The sequence below is a fragment of the Bradyrhizobium sp. AZCC 1610 genome, assembly GCF_036924515.1.
GTDB lineage: Bacteria > Pseudomonadota > Alphaproteobacteria > Rhizobiales > Xanthobacteraceae > Bradyrhizobium.
In genome coordinates, this window is record NZ_JAZHRR010000001.1 from 7,629,455 (window position 1) to 7,652,460 (window position 23,006).

The following is a 23,006-nucleotide window of genomic DNA, read 5'->3' on the forward strand; positions in this document are numbered from 1 at the left end:
AGCTCTATGGCCGAATACCTGAGTCCCGGAGTCTACGTAGAAGAAATCGACGCAGGTCCCAAACCGATCGAAGGAGTGAGCACCTCGACGGCGGGCGCCGTGGGCGTGACGATGCGTGGCCCGACGCAGGGCCGGCAAGGCCCGTACAGCGGCAAGCCCGAGCTGGTCACCTCCTTTGCGGAGTTCACCCGCAAGTTCGGTGGTTATCTGCCCGAACCTTCGGCCGCGAACATGGCGACAGCCACGGCGACGCTCGGCGACTGGTGGAAATTCCCGCTGGCCGTCAAGGCCTTCTTCGACAACGGCGGCCAGCGCATTTACGTCAAGCGGGTCGTCAGTGGAAACGCGGTGCGTGCCGAGACGACGCTCGGCACCGGCGTGGTCAGCGAACTGGTCCAGAACGCCGTCGCGGCCGACACGACGCTGCGCTTGCGGCACCTGATCGGCATCGACAACGGCACCAATCTGACGTTGGTCATCAACGGCGTGGCTGCTGCCGCTCCCGTGACTGTGCAGTCCTATGCCGGCTCCGGCACCGTGACTCTTACCGCGCCCGTCGGCCAGGACCTCGTGGCAGGGCGAGACTGGATAGTGGTTTCCGTGCGCACGGCCGCGCCGGCTGCCGCCACCCCCGATCCGCGTCTGCGTGTGCAGGCGAAATCGGAAGGCGCCTGGGGCGGCGATGAAACCGCGCTCCCGCCGGAAACCGGCATCCTCGCCGGCTCCGGCGTGAGTGCGCAGATCCGGCCGATGGTTGGAGCCAGCCTGCGCTTCTCGCCGGGCGTACCGGTTACCACGACCGCCGCGGCTCCGGCTAACATCGCCGCGGCCGGACAGACCGCCATCCAGGTAGCGGCGCTCGGAACCTTCGCCGCCAACGACATCGTCGAGATCGGCGGGCAGCAGTTCACGGTTGCCGCGGTGGCGCCGGGTCCACCGGCGACCATCACCGTGAATGGGAATGGCACCCCCACGCCGGTCGCTGCGAACGCTGTGATCACGCGCGCCGGGCCGCTCAACACCGCGACGACGTTCAACGTGTCCAGTCCCGGGTCGGCCTACGTGGGCGCGCTGCTCGAATTCGACGATGGCCAGGCCAAGGAAATCCAGGTCGTCACGGCCATCAACGGCAACCAGGTCACGGTGGGCGCTAATCTCAACGGCCGGTACACCGAAGCCCATCGCATCCGCATCATCGAGGCGGAAGTGCTGGTGCGCTACCGCAACCGGTTCGCGGTCGAACAGACCGAGACCTTCTCCAACCTGCGTTTCATCGACGACGGCACGCCAAACTACTTTGCGCGCGCCGTCAACGACCGCTCCGTGCTCGCGACGCTGACGGTTGGCGCGGCCTTTGTGACCCCGAGTTCTCTCGCGACCTTCCCGAGCGTGCCGGCGGCAGTGGCACCGGCGCCGGAGCGGCTGTGGGTGGATCTCATCGGCGGCCGCGACAACCTGAACACGTTGGCACCGGAGGATTTCATCGGCGTCGACGGCGGCAGCGGCAATCGCACCGGCATCCAGTCGCTCGAGGACATCGACGAAGTGTCTATCTGCCTTGTGCCGGGCATTCACTCCACGGGGGTGCACGACGCGCTGATCAGTCACTGCGAAACTCTCAAGGATCGCTTCGCCATCCTCGATCCGCCGGGGGGTATCGACATCGAGGGGGTTCGCACCTTCCGCGAGCCGATCGACACCAAGTACGCGGCGCTCTACTACCCGTGGCTGGAAGTGCGCGATCCATCGCTGCGCCGGGAGATCGAAATGGCGCCGTCCGCGCACATGGCGGGCATCTACGCGCGCGTCGACGTCGACCGCGGCGTACACAAGGCGCCCGCCAACGAAGTCATTCGCGGCATCACGCGCATCGCCGCCGACGTGACCAAGCGCGAGCAGGACATGCTCAACCCGCGCAACATCAACGTGCTGCGTTTCTTCCCCGGCCGCGGCAACCGCGTGTGGGGCGCGCGCTGCGTCACCTCGGACGCGGCGTGGAAATACATCAACGTGCGGCGCCTGTTCATCATGATCGAAGAATCTATCGACGAAGGCACGCAGTGGGTGGTGTTCGAGCCCAATGACGAGCCTACCTGGGCGCGCGTGCGGCTAAGCATCACCAACTTCCTGACAACCCAGTGGCGCAACGGCGCGCTGCAGGGCACGGCTGCGAACGAGGCGTTCTTCGTCAAGTGCGACCGCACGACGATGACCCAGGACGACATCGACAACGGCCGGCTCATCTGTGTCATTGGCATTGCGCCCGTGAAACCCGCCGAGTTCGTCATCTTCCGCATTCAGCAGAAGACGCTCGATGCCAACACGAATTGATAGGAGAGCACCATGCCGGCTGTTTATCGAGACGATCCCTACCCGAGTTACTGCTTTCGCATCGAGGTGACGGGCGTGAGCGCCGACGGCGCCGCGGTGAAGGGCTCATTCTCTGAGGTCGCGGGACTGGAAGTGGCCGTCGATCCCATCGACTACCGCAATGGCAGCGAAGACATTCGCGCGCGCAAGCTCCCGGGCCTCAAGAAATTCACCAACATCACGCTCAAGCGCGGCCTCATCGGCGACCTCGGGTTCTGGAATTGGATCCTAGAGGGCCAAAAGGGGAAGGTGCAGCGCGCCGACGGCTCAGTCGTGCTCATGGACGAGACCGGCCAGAAGGAAGTGATGCGCTGGAACTTCGTGCGCGGCTGGCCCTGCAAGTGGACCGGGCCGGGCATGAACGCGAAGAACAACGAAGTAGCGATGGAGACGCTCGAGATCTGCCACGAAGGGTTGCACATCGACGGTGAGGCGCCATGATGCTGGAAGCGCGCCGACCCGGGTTGTACGTGGAGCGAACGCCGGCACCGCCAGTGCTCGCGCCGCTGCGCTCGGATATCGCGGCGTTCGCCGGCCGCGCGCGGCGGGGACCGGTGGGAGTGCCCGTGCGAATCGAAGGTTGGCGGGAATTCGAGCGGGTGTTTGGCGGGCTCGGGACGGCGACACATCTTTCTTATGCGGTGCGGGGCTACTTCGAGAATGGCGGCCAGGTGGCCTATGTACTGCGTGTCGGCCGAGTGGCCGATGCTGATGACCGCGCATTGCCGCGGCCATTCGTGTGCGCGCGCCGCTCGATAATGCTGGGCGCCATCACCGTGAATGTATTCGCCGCAAGCCCCGGAGCCTGGGCGAATCGCGCGCGCGTAGTCTTCTCGCTGAAGCGTGCCGGAGTGGGCGTGCCGCGACTCGCCATCCGCGTGGAAACGGATGATGAGCCCGACGAGTTCATCGGGCCGATCAAGCTCGACGCCCGCGCGCTCGCCGAAGAGCCCGGCGACTCGGAGTTGGATCCATTGGTACGCGCCATCACAAACCGCTCCGATCGAATACGCGTCGAAACCACGCTCAAGGACATGCAGACGCGCGCGGCGCAACAGCCGCGCACCGACTGGGACGTCGAACTCGGCGGCGGTGTCGACGGTGAGGCCGCGCAGCCCCTGTACCTAGACGCTCTGACGGCGCTGTGCGACCAGGTGGAGCCCGCGCTGCTCGCATTCCCCGACCTCGGGCTCGACATCGCGGGCGATCAGGAGCGCGCGGACATCCTGCGCGAAGCCATCTTGCGCTGCGAGGAACTCAAGGACCGGATGGTCCTCACCGAGATGCCCGCGGATGGCGATGAGTTCCGCCATCCGCCCCTGGATTTCGATGCGACCGTGCAATGGTCGCACGCGCTTCGCAATGAGGACCTGCCGGGAGGCGCACGTTCCGCGGCCTTTTATCATCCCTGGCTGCGTGTGAGCGATCCGCTCGGTGGTGTCGTCACGCCGCTGCGCGACGTGCCGCCCTGCGGCCACGTGGCGGGAATCGTCAGCCGCTCGGATCGCGAGCGCGGCGCCTCGTACACACCCGCGAACCTGCCCGTGTACGACGCGGTCGACCTGTCGCGCAGCTTCGCTGAACCCGTGGAGATCGAATTCAACCGCCTCGGGATCAACATGATCCGTTGCGCGCCCGGGTCGGGACTCATGGTGTGGGGCGGCGGGACGCTGGCGCGTTCCAGCACGGCGGACGAGCGCGAGAACCGCTTCGTCGCGCATCGCCGGCTCATCAACCGACTAGTGCGCGCCATCCGCCGCGTCGCCGAGCCGCTGGTCTTCGACAACAACGGTCCGGAGCTCTGGTTGACTATCTACCGCGGTGTCAACAGCGTGTTGTTCGAAGCCTTCCAGCACGGCGCGCTCAAGGGCAGCCGCCCGGAGGAGGCATACCAGATCCGCTGCGACGCAACGCTCAACACACCCGACGTCATCGATCTCGGCCAGGTGTTGTGCGAGATCGAGGTCGCGCCCGCGGCGCCGATGGAATACATCCTGCTGCGTCTGTCGTTCGGAGGTGACGGCCGGTTGGAGGTCTTCGAATCATGATGATCGAAGATCCGCTGCCGTCGTATCGCTTCATCGTCACGCTGGATCCGGCGGACGCGCACCTGCCGCCGGCCCAGGCGGCGTTGCTGCCGCTGGTGCCGAACGGCTCGTTCCAGGAGGCGCGCGGTCTCGGCGCGGATCTCGAGATCGCCGCCTATCCCGAGGGTGGCGCCAACAGCTACGCGCACCAGCTGCCGCTGCGGCACACCTGGTCGCGCATCTCGCTCAAGCGCGGCGTGGTACGCGAGATGGGGCTCTGGTGGTGGTACCAGCAGGGTCTGTCGAACTCACTGGGCGCGCGCCGCGACGGCGCCATCATCCTGCTAACCCCGGCCGGCACGCCGGCCGTGGCGTGGTGTTTCTTCGGCGGACTGGCCGCGAAATGGACCGGGCCGGAGCTCAACGCGGGACAAAGCGCTGTGGCTATCGAGACGCTTGAGATCGCCCACGAGGGCCTGCAACAGATCTATCTATCACCACCGCTGACATCATGATCACCATCCAGAATCTAGAAGTGCGGTTCGAAGTCGAGGGCGAGGGCGACGAGGCCGTGTTCGCGCGCATGTTCCAGAAGAACATGCGGCGCTGGCAGGAGATCGCCAAACAGCTCGAGCAGCACGCGAAGAAACTCGACGATGAGCGCGCCATCGTTCCCAACCTGTACGGAAACAAGTCATGAGCCTCATCCCCGTCGACGCGGTGCGCGAAGCCACGGTGCCGGCCCGACTGCGCATCATCACGCCCAAGGTCACGCCCGATGTGATCCCACTGCGTTTCAATCCCACCGAGTATCAGCTGCAGAAGCAGAACAATTTCGCGGAGATCTCCATCCCCGGGCTCGAGACGCCGCCGATCCAGTATGTTCGCGGCGCCTCCGAAAAGCTAACGCTGGAACTCATCGTCGATACTTCGGACACGCTCGAAGACGTGCGCAAGAAGTACGTCGATGCAGTGCGCGGACTGCTCAACATCAACACCGAATTGCACGCGCCGCCGCTGGTGGCCTTCGAGTGGGATCGCGAGATCTTCAAGGGCGTGCTCGAGAGCCTCAACGTCACGTACACGCTGTTTAGCTCCACCGGTGTGCCGCTGCGCGCCAAGCTGTCCACCACGCTGCGCGAATACCGGCCAGTGAACGTGCAGTTCTCCGAGCGTCCGCGCAACTCCCCGGACGTCGAGAAGAGCTTCACCGTCCGTCGCGGCGACGAGCTGTGGAGCATCGCGGCGCAGATCTACCGCGATCCGGCGCAATGGCGGGCACTGGCGCTGGCCAATGACATCCAGGATCCCCGTTCACTTGAGCCCGGCACGCAATTGCTCGTGCCGCGGCTGCGCTGAGGTGCGCCATGGCAGGCGGCGCAGTACAGCAGCTCGGCATGCCCCCCGGCGGCGGTGGCGACCTCAACGTAGACTACTACGTGCCGGACTTCCGCATCGAGGTGGAGGGCAAACAACTCTCGCCGAGCACCCATGGCGACGTCATCGACCTCAAGGTGAATCTCGCCGCCGATGAGCTCGGCGGCTTCGACGTCACGCTCAACAACTGGGACGACGAGCACCTCAGGTTCAAGTACAGCGACTCCGCGGAGCTGATGATCGGCAACATGGTGCGCATCGAGCTAGGCTACGTGAACCGCACGCGCCAAGTGATTCATGGTCCCATCACCAGCGTCAGTCCGCGCTTCAGCGAGAACGGCGCGCTGACCGTGAGCATCAGCGGCAAGGACAGCCTGGAGTTCCTCAAGGCGCGCAAGCCCAAGTCCGGCGAGACCGTGAAGTGGGTCAAGAAGACGGACACGGAAATCGCGCAGGACATCGCGCGCCGCAATCACCTCGATTTCGTCGGCGAGAAATCGCCGATCACGCACGACGTGGTGTACCAGAAGAACCTCGACGACGCGCAGTTCTTGCTGCAGCGCGCGCGCCGCATCGACTTCGAATGCTTCGTGTTGGTGGGATCGAAGGCCGGGCGCAACACGCTGTACTTCCAGCCGCCGCGCGACGGGCGCGACGGCAAGACCGCGCGCACCTACGAGCTGGAGTGGGGCCGCAGCCTGCGGAGCTTTTCGCCGACCTTGTCGAGCGACCGGCAGGTGTCCAAGGTCACGGTGCGCGGCTGGGATCCGCGCGAGAAGAAGGCCATTGTGGGCGTGGCGACGGACAAGGATCTGCCGCCGTCCACAAAGAAGGACAGCACCAGCGGCCCGGAGCTCGCCAGCAAGAAATTCGCCGATCGCGAAAACCTCGTCGTCGATCGGCCGGTGGCCAGCGAGCGCGAGGCGCGCGACCTGGCGGTGAGCATCCTGCGCGAACGCGCCACGCGTTTCGGCACCGGCAACGGCTCGACCATCGGCATTCCGGAGCTGCAGCCCGACGACAACATCGATCTCAAGGGTGTGGGCGATCGCTTCAGCGGCTCGTATCGCGTCCGCAAGGTGACGCATTCCATCGGCGACGGCGGTTACACCACGACCTTCGACGTCGAGACCATGTACAGCGGGAGTTGAAATGGACAGCGCGGCACACCAGGCAGATCAGTACTACTACGGCGTCATGCAGGCGCTGGTGGTCGACAACAAGGATCCGCTAGGCGAGGGCCGGGTGCGTCTCAGCTATCCCTGGCTCAACCAGAGCATGGAGACCGAGTGGTGCCGCGTGTGCCAGTTGTACGCTGGTAATGGCTATGGCTCGTTCTTCGTGCCCGAGGAGCACGACGAAGTGCTGGTGGCCTGCGTGCACGGCGATCTCAACGAGGTCATCGTGCTCGGTGGCCTGTACAACGGCAAGGACAAGCCCGCGAGCAAGCGCGAGAAGCCGCCCGGCCTCGACCAGAAGCTGATCCGCACCAAGGGCAAACACCAGGTGCTGCTCGATGACACGCCGGACAAGAAAAAGATAGCGCTGAAGTCCAGCGACGGCCAGTCGCTCACGCTCGACGACCAGGGCAAGAAGATCGTGATCGACACCGGCGGCGGCCAGAGCATCACGATGGAGAAAGACGGCGGCGCGATCATCATCAGCACCAGCGGCGGCCAACAGGTGAAGCTCGACGGCAGCGGCACCATCACGCTTTCCGGCAAGATGAAGGTCAAGCTCGATGCGGCGCAGGTGGAGATCGGCTCCTCGGCGATCCAGCCCGCCGTGCTGGGCACCGCGTTCCTGCAGCTGTTCTCGACGCACACGCACCAGGTCGGGCAGATCCCGACCACTCCGCCGATGCCGAATCCGGCGCTGGCCACGGTGCTGTCCAAGACCGTCACGGTGCAGGCATAGGAGCGCACATGGGCAGCGACATCATCGGCAACGGCTGGCGCTTCCCCATCGAGCCCGATGCGTCCGGCGGCCTGGGCTATGTCGGCGGGGAACAGAACATCGAGCAGTCGCTGCGCATCCTCCTGCAGACCGATCGCGGTCAGCGCGTGATGCGCCCGGACTTCGGCTGCACCGCGGGCCGCCTAGTGTTCGCGCCGGGCAGTGAGCACTTCCTGCGTGAGCTCGAGCGCGCGGTGCGCGAGGCCGTGCGCGACTGGGAACCGCGCGTGGAGCTCGACGACGTACGCGCCGAGTTGAGCCCGCGCGACGAGACCATCGCGCTGGTGGCCATCGACTACCGCATCCGCGCTTCCAATACGCGCGAGAACCTGGTGTTCCCGTTCTACCTGCGTGATTCGGGAGCGCCGCAATGAGTCTGGCACCCGTCAAGCTCGACGATCTTGACTGGCGCGCGATGGTCGACGGCATCCGCCGCCGCGTTCCGGCGGCGTCGTCGGGCGACTGGACGCTGCACTCGCCGGTGGACCCCGGCGTTACATTGCTCGAGCTCTACGCCTGGCTCATCGAGCAGCGCATCTTCTGGGTCGACCAGGTGCCGGACTCCATGGTTCGCGCCTCGCTGCGTTTGTTAGGCGTGCGGCAGCAAGGCGCGCGGCCGGCGCGCACGCTGCTGCGTGTCCGCCTGCCGGGCATCGCACCCGGCGCCTTCCTCGTTCCGCGGCACAGCGAGTTCCTGCTCGATGAGTCGCGTCCCGACATACGCTTCACCACGATGCACGCCGCCCAGGGACTGGCTGTCGACGACGACGTCGCGGTGTCCACGCTGCATCACAGCCGCATGCGCCAGCTGGACTCGACGCGCGCGCTGCCGCTGTTCGGCACCGACGGCGCGCCCGCCGAAGTGCGCTTCGACCTCCACCTGCGCGCCGCGCCGCCCGCGAATTTCTCGGCGCCATTCGGTGTATTGCTGGATCTCGACGTGGCACCGGGCATTCATCCGGCCTGGCATCCCTCCGAAGCGCGCAGCGCGCCGCCGCCCCAGCGGCTGCGCTGGTGGTACAGCACCGCGGCGGGCCGGCGCGAACTCGATGCTGGCCAGCTCGTCGACGACACGCTGGGCCTGCGCCGGCCCGGGCTGCTGCGCTTCCGGCCGCCGGCCGCGCCTCGCTGGGCGGAGCGCGAGGCGGGCAGCTCCATCTACTCGCTGTGGGCGACGGTCGAGAGCTGCGCCTTCGTCTACTCGCCGCGCCTGCTGCGCGTGGTCCCGAACGTGGTAGTCGCCGAGCATCGCCGGCCCGTGACGTGCGGCCCCATGAACGCCGGGCTCCTGCCGCTGCCGTCCCGCGAACTGCCGCTGCTGCTGGACGCGCGGGGCAATCACGACGGCGACGGTCCGCTCGGCAAACAATCCCGGCTGCGCCTGCGCGAGCGCGACGGCAGCTGGCGCCTCTGGCGGGCTACCGACGACTTCACCTTTCACCGCTCCGATGCGCGGGTCTTCGTGATCGATCGCGAGCGGCAACTGCTGGAATTCGGCAACGGCTACCAGGGTCGCGTACCGGCGCTCGCAGCCGGTGACAACGTGCAATGGCGCTTCTGGATGGGTGGGGGCACACGCGGCAACGTCGGCACCGGCCGCACGTGGACCGTGGACTCCGCGGCTCCGGCCCGTCCCTGTGCCACCGCGCGAAACGTCGTGCCCGGCATCGGCGGCGCCGACGCCGAGAGCATCGATGCCGCGCGCACCCGCGCGCGTGCCTGGACACGCCGCGTGACCCGCGCGGTGACCGCGGCGGACTTCGAGGAACTGGCCCGCGCCACCCCGGGCGTGGACGTGGCGCGCGCGCACGCCGCGGTAGGCGTGCATCCGCGGCACGCCTGCCCGGTGGCCGATGCCGTGTCGGTCTTCATCGTGCCCTGGGCGCCGCGTGGTGAGCTGCTTCCCACGGACGAATTCGTGGCGACGCCGGTGGCCGACGTCGGCATGCTGGCCGCGGTTCGCAAGCGCCTCGGGCGGGCGCGTCTGCTCGGCACGCAGGTGTTTGTGCGCGCGGCCTGGTATCGTGCGGTCGACCTGCACGTCGATGTTTCCGGCGAGCGCAGCGAGGCGGCTGCCGTGCGAGCCGCGCTGTTCGAGGCGCTGCGCGAGTTCCTCGATCCCCTGACCGGCGGCGACGGCGATCCGGCCGCGGGCTGGGAATTCGGCGCGCCGCTGCGCCCTTCGATGCTGCTGCGTCGCGCTCAGCAAGCGCTGGCTCCCGGGCTCACCGTCACGCGCATAGCAATCTCGCTCGACGGCGCGGACGAGGAAGACTGCGGCGACGTGTCGCCGAGTCCGCACGCGCTGCCGTGGCTGCGCTCGCTCACCGCGACGCTCACGCCCGCAACGTTCAGCGGAGGGCTGCGATGAGCGTCTGGTGGCTGCAACGTGGAGGACATGCGCCGCCGCCCGCGCGCGGCGTGGACGCCGAGCCGGCCATCGTCGAGCGCCGCGAGGCACTGCGTGCGCGGCTGCGCCGCCGCCGGCCAAACTACACGCCCGAGTGGACGCGCGAGGACCCGCGCGACGCCGGCATCGCGCTGCGCGAGCTGGTGCTCGAGTTGCAGGACGCGTTGATCACGCGCGTCAATCGCCTGCCCGAGAAGGCCACTACCGAATTCCTCGACATCGCCGGCGTGTCGGCCCTGCCGGGCCGGTCGGCGTCCGCGCTGGTGAGCTTCGAGGTGCTCGACAACCTCACCGAGTCCGTGGCGATCCCGGCCGGCTTTCAGGTGGGCGGCACGGGAGCCAACGGCGACACAGTGTACTTCGAAACCCACGACACGCTCTACGCGGTGCCGCTGCGCATCGAGGCGATGGCCACGCTGGTGGATGGCAATCTCTCGTCGATCAAGTCGCCCGCCGATCCCGGCAAGGCATTCGAACCCTTCGGTGCGCGGCCCGCGGCGGGCGCGGCGCTGTTCATCGGATTTTCCGGCACGGCCACCGTACGCGAATCGTTGACGCTCTCGTTCCAGGTCTCCACTGTGGACGAAGCGCCCGCGCCGCTGAGCGCGGGCGGCACGGATCCGGAACGCTTGCTGCCGGTGCCCGCGCTGGAATGGTCGGTGCTCGACAGCGGCAGCTTCGTCACCGTCGAGCCGGTGCGCGATGAAACCGCGGCGCTCGGCGTCACCGGGCTGGTCGAGCTGCGCGCGCCGGCGCGCTGGCGCGCTGGCGATCCCGCCGGCGTTCGCCGTGACCAGCCATTGCGCTGGCTGCGCGTGCGTCTCATGGACGGTATTTACTCGCGCGCGCCGCGCCTGGCACAGGTGTCCATCAACGCCGCACGCGCCACGTCCGGCCGCACGGTGTTCGGCGAAAACCTCGTGGCCGTGCCCGGCTCGCAGCGCCGCCGCTTCACGCTCTCGCAGGTGCCGGTGCTGGCGGGCTCGCTGAGCATCGAGGTGGAAGAGGGGCCCGCGGACGATATCGCGGCCGACAGTGAAGGCCGGCGTTTCCGCGCCTGGCGGCAGGTCGACGACCTCACGGCCGCCGGATCCTACGACCGCGTGTTCGCGCTGGACCCCATCAACGGCATCGTCTCCTTCGGCGACGACGTCCACGGCCGCAGCGTGCCGGAAGGGTTCGGCAATGTGCGCGCCGTGAAATACCGCGTGGGCGGCAGCGCGGCCGAGCATCTTGCCGCGAAAGACATCAGCGCGCTGATCAGCGCTGCGCCCGGCGTCACCAGCGTCAACAACGCGCAGGAAGCGAGCGGCGGCACGGATCCCGAATTACAGTCGACCGCCCTGCGGCGCGGACCCGCGGAGATCCGTGCGCGCGGGCGCGCGGTCACGGTGGCCGACTACGCGCTGTACGCGAAGCAGGTGCGCGGCGCCGAGGTGGCGCGCGCGCACGCGGTTGCCGCCTATCACGCGCAATTCCCCGGCGCACGTATACCGGGAGTAGTGAGCGTGTTCGTGCTGCCGCCGGAGCGTGGTGGCGTGGTGCCGGATGCCGATGCGGAGACGCTGCGCAGCGTGGCCACCGAGCTCTCCGCCCATGTCGCGCCCGCGGGAGTGGTGGTGACGGCCGCCGTGCCGCGCTTCCAGCAGATCGCGCTGCGCGTCGCGGTCGACTTGAATCCGGACGTGGACTCCACGCGCGCGGTGCGCGCGGTGGTGCGCGTGCTCGACGACTACCTGCATCCGCTGCGCGGCGGAGTGGATGGGCAGGGCTGGCCGTTTGGTGGCGAGATCCGTTACGACGGCCTGGTGCGCGTGGTCATGGCGGCGCAGGTGGATGGCCGCCCGGCGGTGCGCAGCCTGCGCACGCTGGACTATCGCGTCGACGGCCGCGCCGTCGTGGGATGCAGCAACTTCGCCATCGAGCCGCACAGCCTGCTGCGCGCCACGGGCTTCCAGGTGATTGACGCGAGGAACAGCGCATGAGTTGCGTCCCCGACAGGACTATCTACCGCCTGCTCGACATGGACTCGGGCTGGTTCGAGCTCACGCCGCTGGTCCAGGGCGTCACCGGCTTCAACTCGCCCGGTGGCCTGTGCCTGTCCGGCACGGGCGCGATCGAATGCCGCGGGCATGAAAGGCGCATTCCGCCGCCGCGCCTCGCCTGGGACGCGTGCCGCTGCGAGTGGCTGCTGGTCACCCCGGCGCCCTCGCGCGTCATTAAGCTCGGTCCCTGCGACTGCGACTGGCAGCCGATGTGGAGCGCGCGTTGCGAGCCCTTCGAAGGCTCCGCGCTGGACGCCATCGCGGCGTACGACGGTCACTTCGCGGTCGCGGATCACGCGCGCGGCGCGGTGCTGCACTTTGCTCGCCGCGGCGCGATGTTCCTGGGCACGACCGGGCTGTCGGCGCCGCGCCTGCTGTCCTATGGAATGCACGGCCAGCTAGTGGTGTGCTGCGACGAGCCTGACGGCACGGTGCGAATCGCGGTGATCGATCGGCGGCTGCGCGTCGAACGGGTGTTCGCTGTTTCGCTGCCGTCGGGATCCCGGCTGGTGGGCATGCGCATGCTCGGCAATGAAGCTTGGCTGCTGTACCGGCAACTTCCCATCGAGCGTGCGCCGGCAGCGCACGACGCACAGGAATTCCGTCTGCTGCGCATCGACGTCACGAGCGGCGCGGCCACGACGGCAACTTCGCGTGAGCTTGTGCGCCGCCTGTCACCGCTGCCCATTGCGCTGGTGACAGCGGATGGATTCTGCATCGAGCGCGGGCGCCGCAACGAGGCGCCACGCGTGAGCTGCTTCACCTGGTACGGCCGTTGCGCGGAACGCGACGATCTGGAGAGGGCCCTGCCGTCGTGCGCTCCGCGCTTCGTCACCGACGGCAAATACTTCGCCGAGGCGCTGGACAGCGGCATCGAGGAATGCCGCTGGCACCGCGTGGTGCTGGATGCCGAACTGCCGCCGAGAGCGTCGATCCGCGTGAGCCTCGCGACCACGGCCGACGGCAAGGTACCCGCCGGTGGTTTGACGTGGACGAGAGCCGCCAATCCGGACGCCAACGATTTTCTCGTGATGGTGACCCCAGGGAGATTTCTGCACCTGCTGTTCGAATTTGCCGGCGACGGCAATGTCACACCGCGCTTGCGCAGGGTCCGCCTGGAATTTCCGCGGGCTACCAGCATCGAGCATCTGCCGCCGGTATTCCGCGAAAGCGGAAGAGCCGAAGATTTCACCGAGCGCCTGCTCGCGCTATTTGATTCCATCCTGGCGGACATCGATTCATCCATCGAATCCTTCCCGGCGTTGTTCGATCTCGACAACACGCCGGACGAAGTGCTGCCCTGGATCGGTACGCTGCTCGACGTGGCGTACGACCCGCGCTGGAGCGCGCGCGTGCGCCGACGTGTTCTGCATTCCATTCCCGCGTTGTACGCGCAGCGCGGTACGCGCCAGGGACTGCGCCGCGCCATCGAGCTCGTGTTCGGCGCGAACTGCGAAATCGAAGAGCTCGGACCGCAACGCGCCTACGCGGCGCTTGCGTTCGGTGCTCGCCTCGGTTCGCTACGTGTGTTCGGCCGCGCCTCCGCGCGCATGCGGCTTGATACCTCCGCGCTCGGCAGGGCGCAGCTGCGCAGTTTCGGCAACCCTGATCGGGACGCGCTGTCGGCGGATGCGTTCCGTTTTCGCGTGCTGGTGTCACCGTCGATGGGCGGTTCGGAGCCGCTCAAACGCCGGCTCGCGGAACTGGTCAGCGCGCAGAAACCAGCGCACACCGTCGAGACACTACGCACCCGCCGCACCGGATGGGTGGTCGGCACGGGATCGAGCATCGGAGTCGATACCGCGTTCACCGGCATACCGAAACCGGTGCTCGGCCGCGGCGGAAACATCCGCTTGCGGCGCAATTCCATTCTTGCTGCGGGTTCGAGGCCCGCGCGACCAGGCGGCGCCACGGCTTCAAACTTGCGCGTTGGCATCAATTCACATCTGGAGTGACACATGGCTCAGCACAGCAAACAACGTCACGAACCCGGGGTGGACACAGCGAAGCCCTGCGCGCCGGTGCCGGATATGCGGCGCCTGAACTACTTCTTCGGGCAGATGCTCGGTGTCGACGACTTCCGCAGCGAGCAGAACTACTTTCGCGAAAAACACAAGCTACACAACCGTTGCTTACATGGATACGGCACGGTGTGCGGTCTGCTGGTGAAGCCGGCGCCGCCGGAAAAGCCCTGCAAGAGCGAGCAGGACGAAGTGCACGCCAAGCTCGAAGCGGAAATCGCGCGCATCGAGAAGGAACTGAAGGAGGGTGAGAACTGGCCGCAGGACAAGAAGGACGACGCCAGTAAGCGCATCGAAGAGCTGAAACAGGAACTCGAGCACTTACCAAAGCACTGTCCCCTGCCGCCGGTTCGCCCGCGCGTGCTGGTGGAGTGCGGCGTCGCGCTCGATTGCCAGGGCAACGAGATTATCGTGCGGCGCACCGAGACGCTCGACCTGTGGGAGCGGCTAAGCCGCGAAGAGCGCGTGCAACTCGAACAGGGCCACCACGAGGTGTACGTAAGTATCTGCTTCTGCGAGAAGCCGGTGTCGCCGGTGCGCCCCGTGCAGGAAGATTCCTGCGAACCAAGATCCGACTGCGTGTACGGCAAGCTTCAGGATTCCTACCGCTTCCGGGTGTCGTTGACGCAGCCCGAGCGCGACCGGCGTTGCGAATACTGCTGCAGCTGCTGCGAGGATTGCTGCCTCCTGCTGGCGCGCATCGACTGCACGGGTGCGACCGGCAACCTCGAGCCGGAGCAGGTCGACAACGACGTGCGCCGTCGCTTCGACCTCTACGACTCCACACGGATCGAGGGTATCAACTGGACGCACGGCGCTACCTACGAGATCGAAGAAGTAGATGACTTGTTAGGCGGAGAATTCTCCGGCCACGAGAAGGACGGCGGCCTGGTGTTCCAGATGTCGCACAAGGTCAATGCGCGCACCCTGCGGCGCGGCGTGGTCGATGTCTGGGTGATCCGTGGCGGCCGCGGCGCGCGCTCGGAGATCTACAACCTCGACACCAAGATCATCCCGGTGAACCCCGATGCGGAAGGTTTCGTGCGCCGCTTCCGAGTACGTTCGCTGAGCGACGAGAAACTCGACAACGGTGATCGCGTGATCATCATGGTGCGCGGCGCGTTCATCCTCGATCGCTGCTGCCAGCCGCTCGACGGCGTGAACGTCGGCGGATTCGTGCCGATATTGCCCGACGAAAGGTTCCGGCGATTTCACAAGGACATGCTACCGCCAGTCTGCGACCGCGATCCCTACGGACCGCCGCGCTCTGGCATTGGCGTGCCTGGTGGCAGCTTCGAGAGTTGGTTCTACGTTCGGCGACGCGGCGAGAGTGGACACGCGCCCTCGCACTACGACGAATACGGCCTGCCCAAGGGAGAGTGAGTCATGCAAACCAACGCCATGACCAGTAAGGAGAGTTCGGGCTGTGGTTGCGGTGGCGGCGCGAGCAAGCGCGGATTTTGCGGCTGCGGCGGGAAGGGTTGTAGTATCTGCGAATCGCCCCCCGAGGCCTATTCGCGGCCCCAATTCTTCAGCGGCCAGCTGCTCACCGAGGACGATCTGCAATCGTTGGCGGACTACACCGTCGCGAAGAACCGGCTGCACAACCGCATGTTGTTTGGCGAGGGCGTGGTCTGCGGACTGCGCGTGAACGTCGATGTGTGCGAGCCCGAGCGACATCTCGTCGTGCGCCCCGGCTACGCCATCGATTGTTGCGGCAACGACATCGTCGTGCCATGCGAGGCGCGGCTTGACGTCGTGCAATTGGTGAGGGACCTGCGCACCAGGATGCTGGGCAAGGATTGCGGAGATCCCTGCCGCAAACGCGACGAATACGACTGCCCAGAAAGGCAAACGCCCCAGCGAGTGCCTGGCATCGAGCCGGCAGAGGCTGCAACGGGCTCGGCGCCGGCCGCCACCGGAGCGGCGGTCGTCGTCGATCCGGTGCGACCCAGCGATCCCTACACGCAACGGCCGGACCAGAAGAGCAACTCGTATTGCCTGTACGTAGTGTATTGCGAGCAGCCCGCGGATCCCGTGGCGCCGTACGACGGCGCGGACACCTGCGGCAGCGGCGAGTGCCGTCACACGCGTGTGCGCGAGGGTTATCGCTTCGAGCTGCGATGCGGGACGCCGTCGGGGTGTGAGCCGCGCAAACTCATCGAACCCAGCCGTGGCTTCTATGGCAGCAACACGCTAAAGGCGCGGCGCGTGTTCCAACTGCTCAGAAAGGCTGACAAGGAAGTGAGCTTGCAGAGTCGCAAGGAAACGCTCGACCTGCTCATGCAGGACATGGCGGAGTCGTTTGACCCATATCAGTCCGAGAACATGAAGTTGGCAGCGGAGGCTCGTGGTCTCGACCTCAACCCCGATGGGCAGGCGCGTTTCAACTCAATCGTGGCGTGGTTGCTCATCGGCTGGCTGCGCAAGGGCGACTGCGACTCTTTTCTGGCCGACTGTCCCCCCTGCGACGAGGACGGCGTGCTCATCGCCTGCTTTGATTTCGAAGACTGCAAAGTGAGCAATCTGTGTGTCCATCGAAGGCTGCCTGTTCCTTCTCCGGCGTACTTCACGCAGCTCGGCCTCACCAATGTCTGGCGTTGCCTGCTCACGAAGGCCTGCTGTCCCCCGGGCGCAGCACCCGCGGAGATGTCGATCAAGGACCTCGAAAATTTCCTCACCGAGCGTCTCGCGCGCATCGACGATGCGGACGCACCGGAATCCCGTTTTACACTGCTGCCCGAACTGGCCAGGGCCTTCGGCGCGCAAGTCACTCGCGCGTCGGTCGAGGCGACAGTGCGTGACGAAACGCTGCACAAAGAAATCGCCGATCTGCGAAACGAGCTTGCCAAGGTCAAGGCCGAGCTCGCGACGATGACCAAGGGCAAGGTGTCGCGCAGGAGAGGAGGCAACAAATGAACGTCATCGTTCGTCCCACCTTCTACGAGACGCAGATTCTCGGCGCCGCCGATCTCGAGGCGCAGCTGCAATACGCGCGCGCGGCACTCGCGCGCCACGAACGTCATCAGCACAGCTACGGCGTGGTGTACGGGCTCGAGGTGAGCATCGCCAACGAAGCGCTGGTAGTCGCGGCCGGAATGCTGGTCGACGGTACGGGGCGACAGGTGGTGCTCCCCCAGGGCGCGATACGCACGGCCGAAGAATTCCAGAACTTCGGCGTGGTCTCGCAAAGCGATCGGGAAGACACCTGGTATCCGGTGTTCGTCTCCGGCGTCGACACGCCGCAGCGTCCGTCGCCGTTCCGCCGCGAGCAGTGCAACACCCTGTCTACTTCGCGGGTGGACGAATCCTGGGAGGTGACCTTCGGCCGCCCTGGGATGGAGGCTGTCGAGCGCCCCCCGCCCAGGGTGGATTCCACGCCGAGCGGCGCGGCCGGAGTGGAGGCCTGGCCCGTAGTTGTCGGTTTCGTTCAGTGGAGCCGCACGGATCTCAAGTTCAAGGATGCGAAGACCGAGCCCGATGCCCAGCATCGGCCGCGATATGCCGGTGTCTACGCCGACAGCGTCGTGGCGCGCGGCGGGTCACTGAGCATGCGTACGCGCGTTGCCATCGAGGCCGGCAAGCCAGCGATGCTGCTGCAGGACGACCCGTGGCAGTTCCAGGTGGGCAAACTCAAGCCGAACGGAAAAATCGAGCCGCTGCTCACCCTCAATGACAGCGGGGATCTGGAAGTCACCGGTAAGCTCAAGGGCACCCTAGCGGGAGGCTCAGTGGTCACCGAGTCGGGTGTGGTAAGCGATGGCGTCACGATCCCGCTGCCGGCTGGCGTCACACAGAAGCAAGTTGACGACAAGAAGGTGCAGATCTGCGTGCTGTTGTCGCCGCAGATCGATCAGAACGACGCACCGGACACCGCTAACACCTGGGCGGGATTCGTACTCGAATGCCGGGTCGACGAAGACCGGCAGGCGCATTGCCGCGTGCGCTGGCTGCGCCTCTCGACTCCCACAGGCGCTGGCTCAATCGTCGACCGGTCGGCGACGTTTTCTTATCTGATCACCGCGAGCGTCAAGCAAGAGTAGGAGTGGCGCATGAACGCTTTGCCTTTCGTCGCGATCGAGCTCAAGCAGACCCACCACGTTCTCGGCGTGCTGTCGCGGGATGCGGATTCGGACGGCGGCGGCGATATTGCGTTGCTCGCTCCCGAATTTCTAACCGTGCGCGGTCGCCGCGTATTCGCCAGCGACGTCTTTCCGCCCAGTCCGCCGGTCGAGATGCAGGTGCCGGTCTCGCTGCTCAACGCCGTCGTCGTGAAGAACTCGACTGTCGCCCAGCGCCGCCAGGTTTTCTCGGATCCACTGAATTGCGTGGTCGCGGACGATGGCTCAGCCGCGCCGCTTGCCTCGGGCGCGCCCGTGGCAACGGTGGCGCTCACGGCAACCGGCAGCGTGGTGCCCAAGTTCACCATCACCATCCCCAGCAATGCGGGCAGCCAGGGGCTGCCGTTCAGCGTGGTGATTCAGCAGATAGACCCACCGCCCGACCAGCCGCCATTCCGATGCATCACCGAGGGCAAGATCGACGCAAACCAGAACCAGGCCGTCGACGTGCAGATCACGCTCGTGCCCGGAAGCAATCCCACGCTGAATCCAATTCCCAAGGGCGTGCCGGTATACGTCATGGCCGCCGTGGCGGGCCATGCGCTCTCGCTGACCAGAGACCCGAATCCCTGATGAAACCCGCGCGCGACATCACGATCCGCCGTTGCACGCTGCACGTGACGCGCCAGGGTGGCTGGTCGTGGGGTGCCGATGCTCAGACACTCACGCGCAGAGCCATCGAGCGATTGCCTGCGTTACTTGAGCGTCGACTTGGCGAACTCGTGGACACTCTGCCCGATGACCTGGAAATCGTGCAGCCACTGTGCCTGCGCGCGGCGCTGCGAGGCCAGGAATGGGCCGAGCTGATCGGCAGCGGCGAGCCGGGCGAGCAAATGCGTGCGCGCCTCGAAGCCGCCATCGATGCGGCAATGACCCAGGCACTGCCGGAAGCGCGAATGGGGCCCGCCCGCGATGCCGTCTCGCCCGCAGCCGATTCGCCCTTGGCGCATGATGGTGAGGCACGCGTCACATCTTCGGTCGCGTTGGCGACGGCACGATCTCAGCCCTCGACTCTGTGGAAGCTGTTGTGCCAGTGGCGCGCGGAAAGAAAGCTGCTCGCGCAGCTCGCTGCATTCAATGAGGTCGTGCTGAGGATGTGGCTCGACCGCCTGATTGAAGTGGCCCCTGGTGCGGCCAGTGCGCCCTCCACGATCGATGATGCGGTGGTGGCCGAGTTGTGGCGCGACGTATGTGCGCTGCCGCTGCTCATGCCCTCCGGTGCCGCGCGGTGGCTCGCTCGCCGAATCATCTTCACGCTAGAGCTCAAGACGCGGTGGGCGCCCAGCAGCACGCACAGCCACGAGCTGCTCGCGACGTACTGCTCTGACGATGCCACTTCTTTGGTGGAGACGCCACCGGCAGCTGCGTCGCCCGCGGAGGCGCGCGGAAATGCGGAAACCGCGACCGCTGCAGATACCGCACTAACTAGTGCGACAGCGTCGATCGTCGCTCACACCGACCCGCCCGCGGACGCGGTGTTCGAAGTAGATGTACCGTGCGCCTTGCCCTTTTTGCTGCTCACTCCATTGGCGCGTTCCGGATACTTGGCGACGCTTGCGGCGGCTCTCGAAGCTGCCAAGGCGGGAAGTTTCGCAGGCGGTGTGGCGATCGGATTGGCACGCAAGTGCCTGGCGGCGCCGCAGCGTGGCTGGTTGCGTGAACCCGGCGCGCTCGCGGCCGCGGCGGCTTTCGCAGGGCGTCAGAGCTGCGACAACGAACTCATTCTGAACGCCGGTCGCGCGTTGCGGCCACAGCTCGTGCTGCTGGACGCCTGCGTGACCGACCAGCTGCTGCGCGAGCATCGCGCCGAGGCAGCATGGTTGCTAGCTCGCGGCCCTTCGGGCGCACTCATGCTGTTCGACGAGGATGGCCTCGTACCCACTGCGACTGGTTCGCTCCAGTTGCTGGCCATGCGTCTGGCACCTTCGGGTGGTGTTCTGTTCCTGCCCGCGAAAGCCGCCAGCAACGAGCACTTCGATACGCTCGATGAATTGCAGATTCCCTATGCCACCGACGTCAACCTCGCGACGCGCCCCAGCGCCGCGAGCTTCATCGCGCTGGACGGCGCGCGCTTATGGACTTCGATCCACGGCTCGCAACGGGGTCGCGCACGCGCGCTCGCCGAACGCGGTGCAGATCTGTGCGAGACAGCGCTCGCCAACTGGAGCGCCGTGCAGGACGAGCGGCCGGCGCATCGTCCCGGCGTCGATCCCGGCTTCGAGAACAGCCTTTCCCTGGCGGCGAGTTTCGCGCTGAGCGCGATTGCGTGGACCTTGTGGCGACATCGATCGCGCACCACCGCGCTCGCCACCATCGAACACTTCGCCGATCTCGACGCACGTGTACGTGTGACACCGGATCGCGTGCACGTGAGGTTGCCCATGGGCCGCCGCGCCTGGGATCTGCGCGACCACGGCTTGTTAGCCGACGTGCGCGAGGTGCCTTGGCTCGGCGCGCGCACGGTCATTTTCGGAGTGGGATGAATGTTAACTCCATCGGAGCTTGCAATCCGCCATCTCGCGCTGCGCATGCAACCACTGGCACGTGTGCTGCAGCGGGCGGTAGGACGCCAGGCGCAGCTCGCTGGCAAGTTGCTGCGCCCCGACGCTACGCCGCTGTGTGTGACGGACGAGCAGGTGACGCAACTGCTGTCGGAGATCCAGGGTTCCGTGCAGGTCGAGCCTTCCGCCGATGAGTGGGTATTGAGTGATGCCGAGCGTGTCGCGGAGCACGAGCTTCGCGCGGCAGCCGAATCGCTCAATACGCGACTGCCGCTCGAATTGCTGCGCGAGCGCGCCGATCTCAGGGAGCACGAGATGCGCATGCTGCTGGTGTGCGTTGCGCCGGAAATCGACCGGGCCTACGAACGCATCTACGCGTATGTGCTCGACGATCTCAATCGTCGCTATGCGTGTGTGGAGCTCTTGACCCAGCTTTGTGCCAACCATTGGTTGATGCGCATGAAATTGCATTCGCTCATTGGCGCCAATAGCCGCCTGCGCAGGCTTGGGCTGGTTAAATGCCACGGCGAGGCGCCCACCACGCTTCGTCAACAATTGCAATGCTCGCCCGCTCTGGTCGAGTTCCTGCTCGGCTCAAATGCCGCGTTTGTCGAGAGCCTGCGTGATCCGGAAGAAGTCCGCTGGCCTGGGCTGCAAGTTCTGCCGCCGGGGGAGACGCGCTCCAGGCTCGAGCGAATCGCGGATCGGATGCGGCAGGGCGGTCTCGATTGCATTTCGATTTGGGGGGCCCCGCGCCCGGGGACTTCATGCCGCCCTGCAGTTGTTAGGGAAGAGAACCGATCGCGGCTTGCGCCGCTTTCGGCCGGTCGCCTCCATGCAGACGACAATGCGCGTCGAGCTCGCGGGTGCGATCGAGCGCTCCGCGGCAGTAAACGCCGTGCTTTGGCTCGATCTCGAGGGTTTGGAGGGGCCGTTGCTGGCGGAGTTGCAAGACGCCATGGACACGGAAGCGAATGAGGTGCGGACTCCGCTGGCAATCACGGCGGCCCATCCGTGGCGTCCTCTGGCGGTGTTGCAGTCGCACCGTTACGCGGAGCTCGAATTGGCCGAGCTCGATTTCAGCGCGCGTCGCGCGCTGCTCTCTGACTTGCAGATCGATGGAATCGAAAACGTCGCCGAGGATCTCGCGGGACGTTATCGCCTCGGGCCAGGTGAGGTCGCCGCATTCGCAAGCCTGTTGAAGTCAGATCCCGAAAGCGCCAACGGCGGGAGCGCAACAGCCGCTGCACGCGCCGCTGCTCTGGTGACACATCGCGGTTCGAGCTCATTTGCGACGGTGATCCGACCGCGTCGACAGCCGTCCGATCTGGTCCTTCCGGAGCCCGCGCACCGCGAGGTATTGCAGATCGCGGATTTCTATCGCGCGTGGCCGCGCGTGCGAGAAGAGTGGAAACTCGAGCAGCTGGCAACCGGAGGTGGCGTCAAGTCGCTCTTCAGCGGCGATTCGGGCACCGGCAAGACGCTCGCTGCGGAGGTCATCGCATCGCGCCTCGACGCGCCGCTCATGAAGGTCGAGCTCAGCCAAGTCGTTTCCAAGTGGGTGGGCGTGACCGAGCAACAGCTCGATTGCGTGTTCCGCGAGGCACACGACATGCGCGCCGTGCTGTTCTTCGATGAGGCCGATGCGCTGTTCGGCAAGCGGGGCGAAGTCGACAGCGGCGTGGACCGTTACGCCAACATGGAAGTGAGCTACCTGCTCCAGAAGCTCGAAGATCCGAATTTCTCGGGGCTCGTGCTGTTTGCGACCAACCTCAAGGACAACATCGACCAGGCTTTCATGCGTCGCTTCCAGTTCGTGCTACACTTTCAGCGACCCTCGGAACTGGACCGGCGCAAAATTTGGCGACTGGCGCTGCCGCCGGATGTACGGCTCGCTCCTGACGTTGATCTCGACGGCTTCGCGCGGCTCGACATGACGGGTGCGTCGATAGTCGCCGCCGCGCGGACGGCGGCGCTGCTGGCGGCGTCGACCGACGCGAGCGAGATCGGCGTTCCGCACATTGTCACCGGCGTGCAGCGGCAGTATCGAAACGAAGCGCGCATGCTGCTCGACTCGGAGATTCAGCCGCGCGCGGCGGCCGCGGCCTCGTGGCACTGACAAAAATATGAGCACGCAGAGCACCCGGCAGCAAGGTCTATCTACCAGCAATCGGCCTG

At 66.3% G+C, this 23,006-nt stretch carries 19 protein-coding genes; all 19 read left to right on the plus strand.

The annotated features are described in order from the left end of the window. The first annotated feature begins 6 nt into the window (after window positions 1–6). Genes V1279_RS37250 through V1279_RS37340 form a run of 19 tightly spaced genes read left to right on the plus strand, consistent with a single transcriptional unit; the run spans window position 7 to window position 22,947 of the window. Window positions 7–2,331: a phage tail sheath family protein gene (locus tag V1279_RS37250; RefSeq protein WP_334445950.1), complete on the plus strand. Its 2,325-nt coding sequence runs from the start codon at window positions 7–9 to the stop codon at window positions 2,329–2,331. A gap of 12 nt (window positions 2,332–2,343) precedes the next feature. After that, on the plus strand, window positions 2,344–2,811 hold the full coding sequence (locus tag V1279_RS37255) for a phage tail protein (RefSeq protein ID WP_334445952.1): 468 nt from the start codon (window positions 2,344–2,346) through the stop codon (window positions 2,809–2,811). Then, window positions 2,808–4,418, plus strand: coding sequence for a hypothetical protein (locus V1279_RS37260; protein ID WP_334445954.1), 1,611 nt, complete (start codon window positions 2,808–2,810; stop codon window positions 4,416–4,418). The genes V1279_RS37255 and V1279_RS37260 overlap by 4 nt, the downstream gene beginning before the upstream one ends. Continuing rightward, window positions 4,415–4,912 carry a phage tail protein gene (locus tag V1279_RS37265; protein WP_334445955.1) on the plus strand — a complete coding sequence of 166 codons (498 nt, stop codon included), beginning with the start codon at window positions 4,415–4,417 and terminating at the stop codon, window positions 4,910–4,912. The genes V1279_RS37260 and V1279_RS37265 overlap by 4 nt, the downstream gene beginning before the upstream one ends. After that, complete coding sequence (locus V1279_RS37270) at window positions 4,909–5,097, plus strand: putative phage tail protein (RefSeq protein ID WP_334445956.1); 189 nt, start codon at window positions 4,909–4,911, stop codon at window positions 5,095–5,097. Before V1279_RS37265 ends, V1279_RS37270 begins: the two co-directional genes overlap by 4 nt. Further along, window positions 5,094–5,756 carry a CIS tube protein gene (locus V1279_RS37275; RefSeq protein WP_334445958.1) on the plus strand — a complete coding sequence of 221 codons (663 nt, stop codon included), beginning with the start codon at window positions 5,094–5,096 and terminating at the stop codon, window positions 5,754–5,756. The genes V1279_RS37270 and V1279_RS37275 overlap by 4 nt, the downstream gene beginning before the upstream one ends. A gap of 8 nt (window positions 5,757–5,764) precedes the next feature. Beyond that, window positions 5,765–6,925 (plus strand): phage late control D family protein, encoded by a 1,161-nt coding sequence (locus V1279_RS37280; RefSeq protein WP_334445959.1) that lies wholly within the window; start codon window positions 5,765–5,767, stop codon window positions 6,923–6,925. A 1-nt stretch (window position 6,926) separates the two neighbouring features. Next, entirely contained in the window at window positions 6,927–7,691 is a 765-nt protein-coding gene (locus tag V1279_RS37285; RefSeq protein WP_334445961.1) for a phage baseplate assembly protein V, read from the plus strand. Window positions 7,692–7,699: 8 nt separating this feature from the next. Next, window positions 7,700–8,104 carry a GPW/gp25 family protein gene (locus tag V1279_RS37290; RefSeq protein ID WP_334445963.1) on the plus strand — a complete coding sequence of 135 codons (405 nt, stop codon included), beginning with the start codon at window positions 7,700–7,702 and terminating at the stop codon, window positions 8,102–8,104. Further along, on the plus strand, window positions 8,101–10,101 hold the full coding sequence (locus tag V1279_RS37295) for a baseplate J/gp47 family protein (protein WP_334445965.1): 2,001 nt from the start codon (window positions 8,101–8,103) through the stop codon (window positions 10,099–10,101). Before V1279_RS37290 ends, V1279_RS37295 begins: the two co-directional genes overlap by 4 nt. Then, window positions 10,098–12,125, plus strand: a complete 2,028-nt coding sequence (locus V1279_RS37300) for a putative baseplate assembly protein (protein ID WP_334445967.1) — start codon at window positions 10,098–10,100, stop codon at window positions 12,123–12,125. The genes V1279_RS37295 and V1279_RS37300 overlap by 4 nt, the downstream gene beginning before the upstream one ends. Next, window positions 12,122–14,140: a phage tail protein gene (locus V1279_RS37305; RefSeq protein WP_334445969.1), complete on the plus strand. Its 2,019-nt coding sequence runs from the start codon at window positions 12,122–12,124 to the stop codon at window positions 14,138–14,140. The genes V1279_RS37300 and V1279_RS37305 overlap by 4 nt, the downstream gene beginning before the upstream one ends. Before the next feature lie 3 nt (window positions 14,141–14,143). Beyond that, the gene (locus V1279_RS37310; RefSeq protein WP_334445970.1) at window positions 14,144–15,589 is read left to right on the plus strand and encodes an ABC transporter C-terminal domain-containing protein; all 1,446 of its coding nucleotides are present in this window, start codon (window positions 14,144–14,146) and stop codon (window positions 15,587–15,589) included. Window positions 15,590–15,592: 3 nt separating this feature from the next. Continuing rightward, the gene (locus V1279_RS37315) at window positions 15,593–17,125 is read left to right on the plus strand and encodes a hypothetical protein (protein WP_334445972.1); all 1,533 of its coding nucleotides are present in this window, start codon (window positions 15,593–15,595) and stop codon (window positions 17,123–17,125) included. Then, complete coding sequence (locus V1279_RS37320) at window positions 17,122–18,249, plus strand: hypothetical protein (protein ID WP_334445974.1); 1,128 nt, start codon at window positions 17,122–17,124, stop codon at window positions 18,247–18,249. Before V1279_RS37315 ends, V1279_RS37320 begins: the two co-directional genes overlap by 4 nt. Before the next feature lie 9 nt (window positions 18,250–18,258). After that, window positions 18,259–18,900 carry a hypothetical protein gene (locus V1279_RS37325; protein WP_334445976.1) on the plus strand — a complete coding sequence of 214 codons (642 nt, stop codon included), beginning with the start codon at window positions 18,259–18,261 and terminating at the stop codon, window positions 18,898–18,900. After that, window positions 18,900–20,810 (plus strand): hypothetical protein, encoded by a 1,911-nt coding sequence (locus V1279_RS37330; protein WP_334445978.1) that lies wholly within the window; start codon window positions 18,900–18,902, stop codon window positions 20,808–20,810. Before V1279_RS37325 ends, V1279_RS37330 begins: the two co-directional genes overlap by 1 nt. Next, complete coding sequence (locus tag V1279_RS37335) at window positions 20,811–21,806, plus strand: hypothetical protein (RefSeq protein ID WP_334445980.1); 996 nt, start codon at window positions 20,811–20,813, stop codon at window positions 21,804–21,806. Further along, window positions 21,787–22,947, plus strand: a complete 1,161-nt coding sequence (locus V1279_RS37340) for an ATP-binding protein (RefSeq protein ID WP_334446753.1) — start codon at window positions 21,787–21,789, stop codon at window positions 22,945–22,947. Before V1279_RS37335 ends, V1279_RS37340 begins: the two co-directional genes overlap by 20 nt. Window positions 22,948–23,006: the final 59 nt, after the last annotated feature.

What these genes read in the sequence shown, in the direction of transcription:
- V1279_RS37250 (WP_334445950.1), top strand. Translation starts at nt 7, where the DNA reads ATGGCCGAATACCTGAGTCCCGGAGTCTACGTAGAAGAAATCGACGCA.
- V1279_RS37255 (WP_334445952.1), top strand. Translation starts at nt 2,344, where the DNA reads ATGCCGGCTGTTTATCGAGACGATCCCTACCCGAGTTACTGCTTTCGC.
- V1279_RS37260 (WP_334445954.1), top strand. Translation starts at nt 2,808, where the DNA reads ATGATGCTGGAAGCGCGCCGACCCGGGTTGTACGTGGAGCGAACGCCG.
- V1279_RS37265 (WP_334445955.1), top strand. Translation starts at nt 4,415, where the DNA reads ATGATGATCGAAGATCCGCTGCCGTCGTATCGCTTCATCGTCACGCTG.
- V1279_RS37270 (WP_334445956.1), top strand. Translation starts at nt 4,909, where the DNA reads ATGATCACCATCCAGAATCTAGAAGTGCGGTTCGAAGTCGAGGGCGAG.
- V1279_RS37275 (WP_334445958.1), top strand. Translation starts at nt 5,094, where the DNA reads ATGAGCCTCATCCCCGTCGACGCGGTGCGCGAAGCCACGGTGCCGGCC.
- V1279_RS37280 (WP_334445959.1), top strand. Translation starts at nt 5,765, where the DNA reads ATGGCAGGCGGCGCAGTACAGCAGCTCGGCATGCCCCCCGGCGGCGGT.
- V1279_RS37285 (WP_334445961.1), top strand. Translation starts at nt 6,927, where the DNA reads ATGGACAGCGCGGCACACCAGGCAGATCAGTACTACTACGGCGTCATG.
- V1279_RS37290 (WP_334445963.1), top strand. Translation starts at nt 7,700, where the DNA reads ATGGGCAGCGACATCATCGGCAACGGCTGGCGCTTCCCCATCGAGCCC.
- V1279_RS37295 (WP_334445965.1), top strand. Translation starts at nt 8,101, where the DNA reads ATGAGTCTGGCACCCGTCAAGCTCGACGATCTTGACTGGCGCGCGATG.
- V1279_RS37300 (WP_334445967.1), top strand. Translation starts at nt 10,098, where the DNA reads ATGAGCGTCTGGTGGCTGCAACGTGGAGGACATGCGCCGCCGCCCGCG.
- V1279_RS37305 (WP_334445969.1), top strand. Translation starts at nt 12,122, where the DNA reads ATGAGTTGCGTCCCCGACAGGACTATCTACCGCCTGCTCGACATGGAC.
- V1279_RS37310 (WP_334445970.1), top strand. Translation starts at nt 14,144, where the DNA reads ATGGCTCAGCACAGCAAACAACGTCACGAACCCGGGGTGGACACAGCG.
- V1279_RS37315 (WP_334445972.1), top strand. Translation starts at nt 15,593, where the DNA reads ATGCAAACCAACGCCATGACCAGTAAGGAGAGTTCGGGCTGTGGTTGC.
- V1279_RS37320 (WP_334445974.1), top strand. Translation starts at nt 17,122, where the DNA reads ATGAACGTCATCGTTCGTCCCACCTTCTACGAGACGCAGATTCTCGGC.
- V1279_RS37325 (WP_334445976.1), top strand. Translation starts at nt 18,259, where the DNA reads ATGAACGCTTTGCCTTTCGTCGCGATCGAGCTCAAGCAGACCCACCAC.
- V1279_RS37330 (WP_334445978.1), top strand. Translation starts at nt 18,900, where the DNA reads ATGAAACCCGCGCGCGACATCACGATCCGCCGTTGCACGCTGCACGTG.
- V1279_RS37335 (WP_334445980.1), top strand. Translation starts at nt 20,811, where the DNA reads ATGTTAACTCCATCGGAGCTTGCAATCCGCCATCTCGCGCTGCGCATG.
- V1279_RS37340 (WP_334446753.1), top strand. Translation starts at nt 21,787, where the DNA reads ATGGACACGGAAGCGAATGAGGTGCGGACTCCGCTGGCAATCACGGCG.